12 protein-coding genes are annotated in these 12,872 nt (G+C 69.5%); 9 read left to right on the top strand and 3 right to left on the bottom strand.

The window, feature by feature from the left end; translation table 11 throughout:
* Positions 1-37 precede the first annotated feature (37 nt).
* Entirely contained in the window at positions 38-1,618 is a 1,581-nt protein-coding gene (locus AC4OXY_RS14610; protein ID WP_376289001.1) for an ABC transporter substrate-binding protein, read from the top strand.
* 66 nt (positions 1,619-1,684) lie between these two features.
* Here AC4OXY_RS14610 and AC4OXY_RS14605 read toward each other — a convergent pair whose 3' ends face one another.
* Both AC4OXY_RS14605 and AC4OXY_RS14600 read right to left on the bottom strand, forming a co-directional pair.
* Positions 1,685-2,356: a response regulator gene (locus AC4OXY_RS14605; RefSeq protein WP_071375780.1), complete on the bottom strand. Its 672-nt coding sequence runs from the start codon at positions 2,354-2,356 to the stop codon at positions 1,685-1,687.
* A gap of 14 nt (positions 2,357-2,370) precedes the next feature.
* Positions 2,371-3,261: a RecB family exonuclease gene (locus AC4OXY_RS14600; RefSeq protein ID WP_491994027.1), complete on the bottom strand. Its 891-nt coding sequence runs from the start codon at positions 3,259-3,261 to the stop codon at positions 2,371-2,373.
* Positions 3,262-3,439: 178 nt separating this feature from the next.
* Here AC4OXY_RS14600 and AC4OXY_RS14595 point away from each other — a divergent pair, with 178 nt between their 5' ends.
* The 3 genes from AC4OXY_RS14595 to AC4OXY_RS14585 all read left to right on the top strand — a co-directional run bounded on the left by AC4OXY_RS14595 (position 3,440) and on the right by AC4OXY_RS14585 (position 6,652).
* A complete protein-coding gene (locus AC4OXY_RS14595) occupies positions 3,440-4,876 on the top strand; it encodes a site-2 protease family protein (protein ID WP_491994026.1) in 1,437 nt (478 codons plus the stop codon).
* Positions 4,877-4,932: 56 nt separating this feature from the next.
* Complete coding sequence (locus AC4OXY_RS14590; protein ID WP_067050546.1) at positions 4,933-5,835, top strand: tRNA (adenine-N1)-methyltransferase; 903 nt, start codon at positions 4,933-4,935, stop codon at positions 5,833-5,835.
* A 244-nt stretch (positions 5,836-6,079) separates the two neighbouring features.
* Entirely contained in the window at positions 6,080-6,652 is a 573-nt protein-coding gene (locus AC4OXY_RS14585) for a hypothetical protein (protein ID WP_356022368.1), read from the top strand.
* 33 nt (positions 6,653-6,685) lie between these two features.
* Here AC4OXY_RS14585 and AC4OXY_RS14580 read toward each other — a convergent pair whose 3' ends face one another.
* A complete protein-coding gene (locus AC4OXY_RS14580; RefSeq protein WP_356022686.1) occupies positions 6,686-6,988 on the bottom strand; it encodes a ferredoxin in 303 nt (100 codons plus the stop codon).
* Between the two features lie 521 nt (positions 6,989-7,509).
* On the opposite strand from AC4OXY_RS14580, the gene arc reads away from it, so the two are divergent.
* The 5 genes from arc (at position 7,510) to prcB (ending at position 12,839) form a co-directional block, all read left to right on the top strand.
* Positions 7,510-9,276 (top strand): proteasome ATPase, encoded by a 1,767-nt coding sequence (gene arc, locus AC4OXY_RS14575; RefSeq protein ID WP_071375775.1) that lies wholly within the window; start codon positions 7,510-7,512, stop codon positions 9,274-9,276.
* A 252-nt stretch (positions 9,277-9,528) separates the two neighbouring features.
* Positions 9,529-11,040 carry a depupylase/deamidase Dop gene (gene dop, locus AC4OXY_RS14570; protein ID WP_356022366.1) on the top strand — a complete coding sequence of 504 codons (1,512 nt, stop codon included), beginning with the start codon at positions 9,529-9,531 and terminating at the stop codon, positions 11,038-11,040.
* 172 nt (positions 11,041-11,212) lie between these two features.
* Positions 11,213-11,431 (top strand): ubiquitin-like protein Pup, encoded by a 219-nt coding sequence (locus tag AC4OXY_RS14565; protein ID WP_030608326.1) that lies wholly within the window; start codon positions 11,213-11,215, stop codon positions 11,429-11,431.
* Positions 11,432-11,676: 245 nt separating this feature from the next.
* Positions 11,677-12,042, top strand: a complete 366-nt coding sequence (locus tag AC4OXY_RS14560) for an endonuclease VII domain-containing protein (RefSeq protein WP_491994603.1) — start codon at positions 11,677-11,679, stop codon at positions 12,040-12,042.
* Complete coding sequence (gene prcB, locus AC4OXY_RS14555; RefSeq protein ID WP_356022361.1) at positions 11,994-12,839, top strand: proteasome subunit beta; 846 nt, start codon at positions 11,994-11,996, stop codon at positions 12,837-12,839. The genes AC4OXY_RS14560 and prcB overlap by 49 nt, the downstream gene beginning before the upstream one ends.
* Positions 12,840-12,872 lie beyond the last annotated feature (33 nt).

Here is a 12,872-nt window from a genome sequence, read left to right as displayed (position 1 = left end):
GCCCCGGGGTGACGGAACCGACGACAAGGCACATGCAGTGAACATGCGTTACCAGTGGCCGGTCCTGCCCATCGTGGCGGGGCTGGCCTCCGGCCTTTTGACCGGCTGTGGAACGGAGAGCGGCGGCTTAGGAGGCACCGGCACCTCCGTGGTGATGGGGATGTCCGACGACGTCCTCGCCACGGATCCGGCGTCCGGCTACGACCCCGGCTCCTGGCTGTTGTTCGACAACGTCTTCCAGTCGCTGCTCAGTTTCCCCAAGGGCGGCACCGAACCCCAGCCCGAACTGGCCAAGAAGTGCACCTTCACCGACTCGCGGGCCACGGTCTACCAGTGCGAGCTGAGAGACGGCCTGAAGTTCAGCAACGATGACGCGCTCACCTCGCAGGACGTGAAGTTCTCCTTCGACCGCATGCTGAGGATCAACGACCCGTCGGGGCCCGCGATCATGTTCCCGACGCTCGGCTCGGTCGACACCCCGGACGCCAAGAAGGTCGTCTTCCACCTGAAGGTCCCCGACGCCACCTTCCCCAGCAAGCTCGCCTCCGGCGCCGGCTCCATCGTGGACCACCGGCAGTACGACGCGGACGGGCTCCGCAAGGACGGCAAGGCCGTCGGCTCCGGCCCCTACCGGCTGGACTCCTTCGACCAGGACAAGGCCGTCTTCTCGGTCAACGGCAACTACCGGGGCACCGCGAAGGTCAAGAACTCCGGCATCACCCTGAAGTTCTTCCACGGCGACCGGGCCGCCCTGAAGAAGGCCCTCCTCGACGGCAGCGTCGACCTCGCCTACCGCGGCCTGTCCGCCTCCGACGTCGCCGGCCTCGACCAGCAGGACGACAGCAAGGGCGTCGACGTCGTCGAGGGCAGCAGCGCCGAGGTCCAGCACCTGGTCTTCAACATGAAGGACCCGGTCGCCGGAAAGCTCGGAGTCCGCAAGGCCATGGCCTATCTCCTCGACCGCGACGCCCTGATCAAGAACGTCTACCAGGGCACCGCCACCCCCCTGTACTCGATCGTCCCGGCGGGCATCGCCGGCCACAACACGGCCTTCTTCGACACCTACGGCGCCCGCCCCTCGCAGGCCGAGGCCGCCGCCGCACTGCGCGCCGACGGCATCACCGGCAAGGTGAAGCTCACCCTGTGGTCCACCCCGTCGCGCTACGGCCCGGCCACCGACCAGGAGTTGAAGGCCATCGCCGGACAGCTCAACGCCGGCGGCCTGTTCGACGCCGACGTCAAGTCGGTCACCTTCGACCAGTACGAGAAGGACATCGCCGCCGGCAAGTACGGCGTCTACGTGAAGGGCTGGGTGCCGGACTACCCCGACCCCGACAACTTCACGGCCCCGTTCTTCGGCAAGGGCAACGTGCTGGACAACCACTACCGCAACGACACCATCACCGGCACGCTCATCCCGCACACCGCCGCGCAGAGCGACCGCGGCGCCACCGACCAGGACTTCGGCCGGCTCCAGGACATCGTCGCCGCCGAACTGCCCGTCCTGCCCGTGTGGCAGGCCAAGCAGTACGCCGTCGCCCGCGACGGCGTCTACGGCCTGGAGTACTGCCTGGACGCCTCGACGGTGTTCCGGTTCTGGGAACTCAGCAAGGACTGAGCGGTACAGACGCAGCGGCGCTGCTTCCCCCCTATGGAGGAGGCAGCGCCCCTGCTGTGTACAGGGCTACTGCGCGCCCGGGCGGACGAGCCCGCTCTCGTACGCGTACACCGCCGCCTGCACCCGGTCCCGCAGGCCCAGCTTGGTCAGCACATGCCCCACGTGCGTCTTCACCGTCGTCTCGCTGACGAACAGATCAGCGGCGATCTCCGCGTTGGACAGCCCGCGCGCCACCAGCTTCAGCACCTCCACCTCGCGGTCGGTGAGCGTGTGCAGCGTGTCCGGCACGGGCTCCTCGCCGGAGGGCAGATGCGTCGCGTACTTGTCCAGCAGACGACGCGTGATGCTCGGCGCCAGCATCGCCTCGCCGGCCGCGACCACGCGGATCGCCTGCACCAGCTCGTTGGCGGGGGCGTCCTTCAGCAGGAAGCCGCTGGCCCCGGCGCGCAGCGCCTCCACCACGTACTCGTCGAGATCGAACGTGGTCAGCACGAGCACCTTGGCCGGGCCGGACCGGTCGGGCCCGGTGATCTGCCGGGTCGCTTCCACACCGTCCATCCGCGGCATACGGATGTCCATCAGCACGACGTCCGGTTGCAGGGCCCGCACCTGATCGAGGGCCTGCAGACCGTCACCGGCCTCGCCCACGACCGCGAGATCCTGCTCGGCCTCCAGGATCATCCGGAAACCCGTACGCAGCAGGGGCTGGTCGTCGACCAGTAGGACGCGGATGGCCACGTGACACTCCTTCGCTAGTCCGCGCCCATTCTGCCCTGCGACCCGGCCTCCGACTCGGCCGCCCTCACCGGCAGCGGATACGGCGGGGGAGTGCCGCCGAACTCGGGGCAGTGCGCCTGATGGTCGCACCAGCCGCACAGCTTGGTCGGGCGCGGGCGCCACTCGCCGGTCTGCGTGGCCTGCCCGATGGCCTCCCACAGCGCGTGCAGCTTGCGCTCGACCCGCTCCAGATCGGCCAGATCCGGGTCGTACGTCAGCACGTCCCCGCTGCCGAGATAGACGAGCTGCAGACGGCGCGGCACGACCTGCTTCAGCCGCCAGACCACGAGGGCGTAGAACTTCATCTGGAAGAGCGCGCCGTCGGCGTACTCGGGCCGGGGCGCCTTGCCGGTCTTGTAGTCGACGATGCGGACCTCGCCCGTCGGCGCCACGTCGACCCGGTCGATGATCCCGCGCAGCCGCAGCCCGGACTCCAGCTCGGCCTCGACGAACAGCTCCCGCTCCGCGGGCTCCAGCCGCGTCGGATCCTCCAGCGTGAACCAGCGCTCCACCAGCCGCTCGGCCTCCGCGAGCCAGCCCGCCAGACGCTCGCCGTCCGGATCGTCGGCGAACAGCTCCGTCACCTCCGGCCGGCTCTCCCGCAGCCGGTCCCACTGGCCCGGGATCAGCGCCTTGGCCCGCGGCGCGGTCCGCTCCCCGGCGGGCGCGTCGAACAGCCGCTCCAGCACGGCGTGCACCAGCGTGCCTCTCGTCGCCGCCGCGCTCGGCTTCTCCGGCAGCCGGTCGATCACCCGGAACCGGTACAGCAGCGGGCACTGCATGAAGTCGCCGGCCCGCGAGGGCGACAGGGAGGTGGGCGCCTTGGCGACGTGTTCGGCCGCCGCGCCCTCGAAGCTGCTGTCCATGCCCACAGACCTTACGGCCCGCCACTGACAGTGACCCACCCGCCGCCCGGACCGGCCGCGCGACCACGCGGCGAACACAACGGGTGCCGGGGCGAAACACGACGACACGGCCGCATACCATCGACCTCGGACCCTTCCGGCCGGCAGGTGCGGAAGACGCTTCGAACGAGGGGACACCGTGGACGTGAGCGGCGGGAGCGGGCAGCCACGGCCCGGCAACGACGAGCCGGCCGAGCACCCCGCGGTACCTCCGGCCCCTGAGAACGCCGAGGACGACAGCGCTCGGCAGGCCGGCGCCCAGGACGCCCAGGACCGGGCCGGCCCCCCGCGACGTCCCGAGGCCGACAGCACCGCCTCCACCCCCGACGACCACCCCCACGACACCGCGGCCCCCTCGGAACACCGCTCCCTCGCGCACTCCGGCATCGCCAAGGGCGAACCGCCGCAGCCGCGGCCCAAGGAGCCGGGCGGCGGCATCCTCATGGGGCGCCCCTTCGGGGTGCCCGTGTACGTGGCGCCCAGCTGGTTCCTCGTCGCCGCGCTGATCACCTGGGTCTTCGGCGGCCAGCTCGACCGCGTGCTGCCCGAACTGGGTGCCGCGCGCTACCTGGTCTCGCTGTTCTTCGCCGTCGCCTTCTACGCCTCCGTGCTGGTCCACGAACTGGCCCACACGGTCGCCGCGATCCGCTTCAAGCTCCCGGTCCGCCGCATCCAGCTCCAGTTCTTCGGCGGCGTCTCCGAGATCGAGAAGGAGGCCGAGACCCCCGGCCGGGAATTCGTGCTGGCCTTCGTCGGTCCCCTGCTCTCCCTCGTCCTCGCCGGGGTCTTCTACCTCGCCATGCAGCCCGTCGAACCCCGCTCCGTGCCCGGCGTGCTGCTCGCGGGGCTGATGATCTCCAACCTGATCGTGGCGATCTTCAACCTCCTGCCCGGCCTGCCCCTCGACGGCGGCCGCATGCTCCGCGCCGTCGTCTGGAAGATCACCGGCAAGCCCATGAGCGGCACCGTCGCCGCCGCCTGGGTCGGCCGCGCGCTCGCCGTCGCCGTACTGATCGGCCTGCCGCTGATGAACCAGTCCGGCGCGCTCGGCGGCGACGGCACCGAGGTGAACGGCATGGACACCGTCACCGACGCCCTGCTCGCCGCCATCCTCGCCGCGATCATCTGGACCGGCGCCGGCAACAGCCTGCGCATGGCCCGGCTGCGCGAGCACCTCCCCGAGCTGCGCGCCCGCACCCTCACCCGGCGGGCCGTGCCGGTGCAGACCGACACCCCGCTCTCCGAGGCCCTGCGCCGCGCCAACGCCGCCGGTGCCCGCGCCCTGGTCGTGGTCGACGCCGACGGCAACCCCCTCTCCCTCGTCCGCGAGGCCGCCATCGTCGGCGTGCCCGAGCACCGCCGCCCCTGGGTCGCGGTCAGCGGCCTCGCCCAGGACCTCACCGACGGCATGCGCGTCTCCGCCGAACTGGCCGGCGAGGACCTCCTCGACGTCCTGCGCGCCACCCCGGCCACCGAGTACCTGGTTGTCGAGGAGACCGGCGAGATCTACGGCGTCCTGTCCGCGTCCGACGTCGAGCGCGCCTTCGTCAAGGCCATGGCCCGCCCCTCCACCTAGCCCCGCCCCTCCGCCTGGTGGTCGGCGGCCCCCGCCGGGGCCGGTAGTCTGTTCACATGTCCGAACCGACCGGTGCCGCCCGCAGGCGCGGGCCCTTCAAGGTCGGGGACCAGGTTCAGCTGACCGACCCCAAGGGCCGCCACTACACGTTCACGCTCGAAGCAGGGAAGAACTTCCACACCCACAAGGGCTCCTTCCCGCACGACGAACTGATCGGTGCTCCCGAGGGCAGCGTTGTCCGCACCACCGGCAACGTGGCCTACCTCGCGCTGCGCCCCCTGCTCCCCGACTACGTCCTGTCCATGCCCCGCGGGGCAGCCGTCGTCTACCCGAAGGACGCGGGGCAGATCCTCGCCTTCGCCGACATCTTCCCCGGCGCGCGCGTCGTGGAGGCCGGCGTCGGCTCCGGCTCGCTCAGCAGCTTCCTGCTGCGCGCCATCGGCGACCAGGGCATGCTGCACTCCTACGAGCGCCGCGAGGACTTCGCCGAGATCGCGCAGGCGAACGTGGAGCGCTACTTCGGCGGCCCGCACCCCGCCTGGCAGCTCACCGTCGGCGACCTCCAGGACAACCTGTCCGACACCGACGTCGACCGCGTCATCCTCGACATGCTCGCCCCCTGGGAGTGCCTGGAAGCCGTCTCCAAGGCACTCGTCCCCGGCGGCATCCTGTGCTGCTACGTGGCCACCACCACCCAGCTCGCCCGGACCGTGGAGTCCATCCGCGAGATCGGCTGCTTCAACGAGCCGACCGCCTGGGAGACCATGATCCGCAACTGGCACATCGAGGGCCTGGCCGTCCGCCCGGACCACCGGATGATCGGCCACACCGGCTTCCTGCTCACCGCCCGCCGCCTCGCGGACGGCGTCGAACCCCCCATGCGCCGCCGCCGCCCCGCCAAGGGCGCCTACGGCGAGGACTACGCCGGACCGAACGCCGACGGCGGCACCGGCCGCTGACCGGCCGCACACGGCTCAACGTGAGGGCGCCGTGCCCGAGTTCCCACCGACCACCGGGAACTCCGGCACGGCGCCCCTTCGTTGACGGGATGCCAGGGTTCCCCGTCCCCCACCGTGCGTACGCCCCGCACGCGCGCGGACGTTGCGCCCGTGGGAATCCCGGACCCCGCCGTTCCCCCGCACTGTGACGTGTGGCACCATGCTGGCCACCCCACCGGCACAGCCCTCACAGGAGACACTCCTCGTGCAGCAATCCGCCGTCCCGGAGCTCGCCCACACCCAGACCAGGCCCATCCACTGGGTCGCCACGGCCACCGCCGTCGCCGGCGTCGTGGCCCTCTCCTCCGTCGTACAGCCCGGCTCCGCCACGGCCGCCACCGGCACACAGCCCAGAGCCGCCCGCACGGCCGTCGCCCCGCCGGGCACCACCGGCGTGGCCTTCCCGCTGAACTGCGGACCGGTCAAGGCAGTGGTGGTGAAGAAGGCCAGCGGGGACCTGGACGGGGACGGCAGACCGGAGACGGTCGCGGTCGTGCACTGCGACACCGCCATGGGCACCCCGCCGGACGGGGTCTACGTCATCACCCGACCGTCCGACGGCGGCACACCGCGCGTGGTCGCCACCCTCGTGAAGCCCCAGGACCGGTTCACCGTCACCGGCTTCTCCCTGCGCGCGGGCGCGGTCGCCGCCACCCTGCTCGGCTACTCCTCGGACGCGGTGCCCAACTGCTGCCCCGACCTGAAGACCCCCGTCACCTGGAAGTGGAGCGGCAGCGCGTTCGTCCGCTCCACGCCCGCCGACACCCACAGCGTCTGACCCGGGGCATGCGGCCCGGAGCCCGGCGGGGACTCAGTCCGCGTCGGGCCCGTACACCTCGACCCTGTCCGAAACACGCCGCACATGGATGCACTCGCCGGGACACTCCCGGGCCGAGTCCACCACGTCCGCGAGCAGCGGCAGCGGCACCGGCGTCGTCGCCCCCGGGCTCTGCAACAGCTCGTCGCCCGCGCCCCTCACATACGCCAGCCCGTCGATGTCCAGCTCGAACACCTCGGGGGCGTACTGGGCACAGATCCCGTCGCCGGTACACAGGTCCTGGTCGATCCAGACCTCCAGCGCCTCGCCCCCCGGGGCCTCCTGCTGCACGGTCACCTCTCCTGCCGTCTCGGTTCGCCGGGCGGCGGGGCGCCGGAAGCGCCAGCCGGGTCCGCTCCAGCGGCTGTTGAACACCCCTCGACCCTACCTCCGCCGCTTTCCGGCCCCCTTCCGCCCGTGACGGGGTTTCCACACGATCACCTACGGGTACGACGGCCCGACCGGGACAGGGGAGCCCCGGCCAGGGGAACGACCACTTCAGGCCGCGCCGACGGTCACACCGTCCGCCCGGACCGTCGCTCTGCGTGAGGACGTGCGAGCGCGCGGCAGGCTGCCCGCACACAGGCCGACCAGCCCTGAACGGACAACTCCGGCCAGCATTGAAGGAATTCGACCACGCGATGCCCGGAACAAGCTGCTTCCACATCACGTTGAGTGGGTATCCCCTCCGTGCGAGGGAGAGCGCATCGGGTGACCGACGACACACCTTGACAGTCTTGGTGATCTAGGGGTTTCAATCGACACCCACCCAGGTAGGGTCTGGAAGCGTCCAGCTCCCCTTGGAGGAGGTGAGGACCGTGGCAGCCCACGACGACGACATGAACCGCGGCATCCGCCCGGGACGAGGGTCCGACGACCCGGCCGGGCAGATCGCCTACCTTGAGCAGGAGATCGCCGTCCTGCGACGCAAGCTCGCCGACTCTCCGCGGCACACGAGGATTCTCGAAGAGCGGATCGTCGAGCTACAGACGAACCTGGCCGGCGTGTCCGCCCAGAACGAACGACTGGCCAACACCCTCCGCGAGGCCCGCGACCAGATCGTGGCCCTCAAGGAAGAAGTCGACCGGCTCGCCCAGCCACCGGCCGGCTTCGGCGTCTTCCTGCAAGCCAACGAGGACGGCACCGCCGACATCTTCACCGGCGGCCGCAAGCTCCGGGTGAACGTCAGCCCAAGCGTCGACCTCGACGACCTGCGGCGCGGCCAGGAAGTCATGCTCAACGAGGCGCTCAACGTGGTCGAGGCCATGGAATACGAGAGCGTCGGCGACATCGTCACCCTCAAGGAGATCCTGGAGGACGGCGAGCGCGCCCTCGTACTCGGGCACACCGACGAGGAGCGGGTGGTACGGCTCGCCGAGCCACTGCTGGACGTCACCATCCGCCCCGGCGACGCCCTCCTCCTCGAACCCCGCTCCGGCTACGTCTACGAAGTCGTGCCCAAGAGCGAGGTCGAAGAACTCGTCCTCGAAGAAGTCCCGGACATCGGCTACGACCAGATCGGCGGCCTCGGCAACCAGATCGAGGCCATCCGCGACGCCGTCGAGCTGCCGTACCTCTACCCCGACCTGTTCAAGGAGCACGAGCTGCGTCCGCCCAAGGGCGTACTGCTCTACGGCCCGCCCGGCTGCGGCAAGACACTCATCGCCAAAGCCGTCGCGAACTCCCTGGCCAAGAAGGTCGCCGAGGTCACCGGCCAAGCCGCCGGCAAGAGCTTCTTCCTCAACATCAAGGGCCCCGAACTGCTCAACAAGTACGTCGGCGAGACCGAGCGGCAAATCCGCCTCGTCTTCCAGCGTGCCCGCGAGAAGGCCAGCGAGGGCACCCCCGTCATCGTCTTCTTCGACGAGATGGAGTCCCTCTTCCGCACCCGCGGCTCCGGCGTCAGCTCGGACGTGGAGAACACCATCGTCCCCCAGCTGCTCGCCGAGATCGACGGCGTGGAAGGCCTGCAGAACGTGGTCGTCATCGGCGCCTCCAACCGCGAGGACATGATCGACCCCGCCATCCTGCGCCCCGGCCGACTCGACGTGAAGATCAAGATCGAACGTCCCGACGCCGAGGCCGCCAAGGACATCTTCGGCAAGTACCTCACCGAACGCCTCCCGCTGCACGCCGACGACCTCGGCGAACACGGCGGCGACAAGACCACCACCGTCCAGAGCATGATCCAGACGGCGGTCGAGCAGATGTACGCCGAGTCCGAGGAAAACCGCTTCCTGGAAGTCACCTACGCCAACGGCGACAAGGAAGTCCTCTACTTCAAGGACTTCAACTCCGGCGCCATGATCGAGAACATCGTGGGCCGCGCCAAGAAAATGGCGATCAAGGACTTCCTCGAAAAGACGCAGAAAGGCCTCCGCGTCTCCCACCTCCTCCAGGCCTGCGTGGACGAGTTCAAGGAGAACGAGGACCTGCCCAACACCACCAACCCGGACGACTGGGCCCGAATCTCCGGAAAGAAGGGCGAGCGGATCGTGTACATCCGCACGCTCATCACCGGAAAGCAGGGCGCGGACACCGGACGCTCCATCGACACGGTGGCGAACACCGGTCAATACCTGTAAAAGCAGGGCGGCTGCGGGTGCCCTCACCGGGTACCCGCAGCCCTGTGTTTTTCCGGCCACCACCCGCCACCACCGGCCACGACCGGAGCAGGCAATGACGCAAATGATCTCCCCACCAGCGCAAAGGCGTTCTAGGCTCGTTCCTGCCGCCGAGTCGCGCCGTGCGGGGACGGGCACCGCGCACGCACCGGAGCCCCGGTGGTACGTGAGCGGCGCCCACGACCGAGGGTGCCGCCGGGCAAGGAGGGCCGCATGACCGTACGGCGAGTAATGGGCATCGAGACGGAGTACGGAATCTCCGTCCCCGGCCACCCCAACGCCAATGCCATGCTCACCTCGTCCCAGATCGTCAACGCCTACGCGGCGGCGATGCACCGGGCCCGACGGGCCCGCTGGGACTTCGAGGAGGAGAACCCGCTGCGGGACGCGCGAGGCTTCGACCTCGCCCGGGAGGCCGCCGACGCCAGCCAGCTCACCGACGAGGACATCGGCCTCGCCAACGTGATCCTCACCAACGGCGCCCGGCTGTACGTCGACCACGCCCACCCCGAGTACAGCGCCCCCGAGGTGACCAACCCGCGCGACGCCGTCCTGTGGGACAAGGCCGGCGAACGGATCATGGCCGAGGCCGCCGAGCGGGCCGCCCAGCTCCCCGGCGCCCAGCCGATCCACCTCTACAAGAACAACACCGACAACAAGGGCGCCTCCTACGGCACACACGAGAACTACCTGATGAAGCGGGAGACCCCCTTCTCGGACATCGTGCGCCACCTCACGCCCTTCTTCGTCTCCCGCCAGGTCTTCGCCGGAGCAGGCCGCGTCGGCATCGGCCAGGACGGCCACGAACACGGCTTCCAGCTCAGCCAGCGCGCGGACTACTTCGAGGTCGAGGTCGGCCTGGAGACGACCCTCAAACGCCCCATCATCAACACCCGCGACGAGCCGCACGCCGACGCCGAGAAGTACCGCCGACTGCACGTGATCATCGGCGACGCCAACCTGTCGGAGATCTCGACCTACCTGAAACTGGGCACGACCGCCCTCGTCCTGTCCATGATCGAGGACGGCTTCATCGCGGTCGACCTCGCCGTCGACCAGCCCGTACGCACCCTCCACCAGGTCTCCCACGACCCCGGCCTGCAACGCCTGGTCACCCTCCGCAGCGGCCGCACACTCACCGCGGTCCAACTCCAGATGGAGTACTTCGAGCTGTCGCGCAAGTACGTCGAGGAGCGCTACGGCGCCGACGCGGACGAACAGACCAAGGACGTCCTGACCCGCTGGGAAGACACTCTGAACCGCCTGGAGAACGACCCGATGAGCCTCGCCGGCGAGCTGGACTGGGTCGCCAAGCGAGAACTCATGGAGGGCTACCGCCGCCGTGACGACCTCGACTGGGACGCGGCCCGGCTCCATCTGGTCGACCTCCAGTACGCCGACGTACGCGCCGAGAAGGGCCTCTACAACCGTCTGGCGGCCCGCGGTCGCATGAAGCGCCTGCTGGACGAGTCCGAGGTCGACAGGGCCCGCACGACGCCCCCGGAGGACACCAGGGCCTACTTCCGCGGCCGCTGCCTGGAGCAGTACGCGGACGACGTCGCCGCCGCGAGCTGGGACTCGGTCATCTTCGACCTCCCCGGCCGCGACTCCCTCCAGCGCGTTCCAACCCTGGAACCGCTACGCGGAACGCGAAATCACGTCAAGGAGCTCCTGGACCGCTGCCGCACGGCAGAAGACCTGGTCAGGGTGTTGTCGGGCGGCTGAGCACAGCCGGCGGACAGCCGCGGCGCCCCGGGCGGACAGGGTGGAAAACCCGCCGTCCGGGAATCATCGAGGTGGCCCCCGTACGTTGTGGAAACTGCGGGGCCGATGTCGGACCCGGCTTGTAGGGTCTGATCATCACCGATCGGCAGGCGAACTGAGCGGGGTGAGGGTTATGGCGACGAAGGACACCGGCGGCGGCCAGCAGAAGGCCACACGGTCCACCGAGGAAGTCGAGGAGCAGGCGCAGGACGCGCAGGCTTCGGAGGACCTCAAGGAGCGGCACGAGAAGCTGAGCGATGACGTGGACTCGGTGCTGGACGAAATCGATGATGTGCTCGAAGAGAACGCCGAGGACTTCGTGCGCTCATTCGTTCAGAAGGGTGGCCAGTAGCCTTCGAATCAAAGGTTGCGGGGGGATTTGGGGTGGTGAACGAAGAAGCCGTGAAGCGCTGCGTGCGGTGCGGTGAGTACAAGCCGCGCGCAGCCTTCGCTCGTAAGCGGTCGAACCTCGACGGCTTGCAACGGCATTGCCGGGACTGTGCAACGCGCTACCACTGCCGCGCACCGGAGCCGCAAGTGCACGGCCCCGGGGACGAGGTGCCAATCGGGCACAAGCGGTGCCGAGGATGTGGTGAGGTGAAGCCGCACGGCGACTGGCATCGAAAGGGCAACCGCCTGGCAAGTCGCTGCAAGTCGTGTCGTGCGGCTCAAGGGCCCGCCGATCACCTGAAGCGTCGCTACGGCCTCACGCTAGCCGAGCGCGACGCGATGATCGCCGCCCAGCGCGGCCTGTGCGCGATCTGCCTGGATGCCCTGCCCGTGCATGTGGATCACTGCCACAGGACGGGTAGGGTCCGAGGCGTACTGTGCTTCAACTGCAACTCGGCCATCGGCAAGTTGGGTGACCACCCCGACGCCGTACGCCGGGCCGCTGCCTATCTGGAAGGAAACTCGTGGAAGCCAATACTCGTGGCACCGGGCGTCTACCAGCTGCCTTCCTGACGCCGGGCTCTTCTTCGTTCATGGACTTCCTCTCCGCGCACCAGCCCGAGATGCTGCCGGGCAATCGGCAGCTGCCGCCCACCCAGGGCGTGCTGGAGGCGCCGCACGGCACGACCATCGTGGCCGTGACGTTCCCCGGAGGCGTCGTGCTGGCCGGTGACCGGCGGGCGACGATGGGCAATATCATCGCTCAGCGGGACATCGAGAAGGTCTTCCCGTCGGACGAGTACTCGGCGGTGGGTATCGCCGGTACCGCCGGTCTGGCCGTCGAGATGGTCAAGCTCTTCCAGTTGGAGCTGGAGCACTTCGAGAAGGTCGAGGGTGCCCAGCTGTCCCTGGAGGGCAAGGCCAACCGGCTGTCGACGATGATCCGCTCCAACCTCGGCATGGCCATGCAGGGCCTCGCCGTGGTCCCCCTCTTCGCCGGGTACGACCTGGACCGCGAGAAGGGGCGCATCTTCTCCTATGACGTCACGGGCGGTCGCAGCGAGGAGCACAACTTCGCGGCGACGGGCTCCGGCTCGATCTTCGCGCGTGGTGCGATGAAGAAGCTGTTCCGTGACGACCTGACCGAGGAGCAGGCCACCACCCTGGTGGTCCAGGCTCTCTACGACGCGGCAGACGACGACTCGGCGACCGGTGGTCCCGATGTCGCCCGCCGGATCTACCCGATCATCACCGTGATCACCGAGGACGGCTTCCGCCGGCTCACCGAGGACGAGGCCTCGGAGCTGTCCCGGGCGGTGCTTCAGCGCCGCCTGGAGGAGCCGGACGGCCCCAAGGCCGCGCTGCTCTGAGGCAGCGGGCCCCGGTTTCTTGTGAAGGTGATC

The sequence above is a fragment of the Streptomyces sp. HUAS MG56 genome (assembly GCF_058673395.1).
The sequence above is the reverse complement of the archived record's forward strand: the minus strand, read 5'-3'. Positions and strand labels throughout refer to the sequence as shown.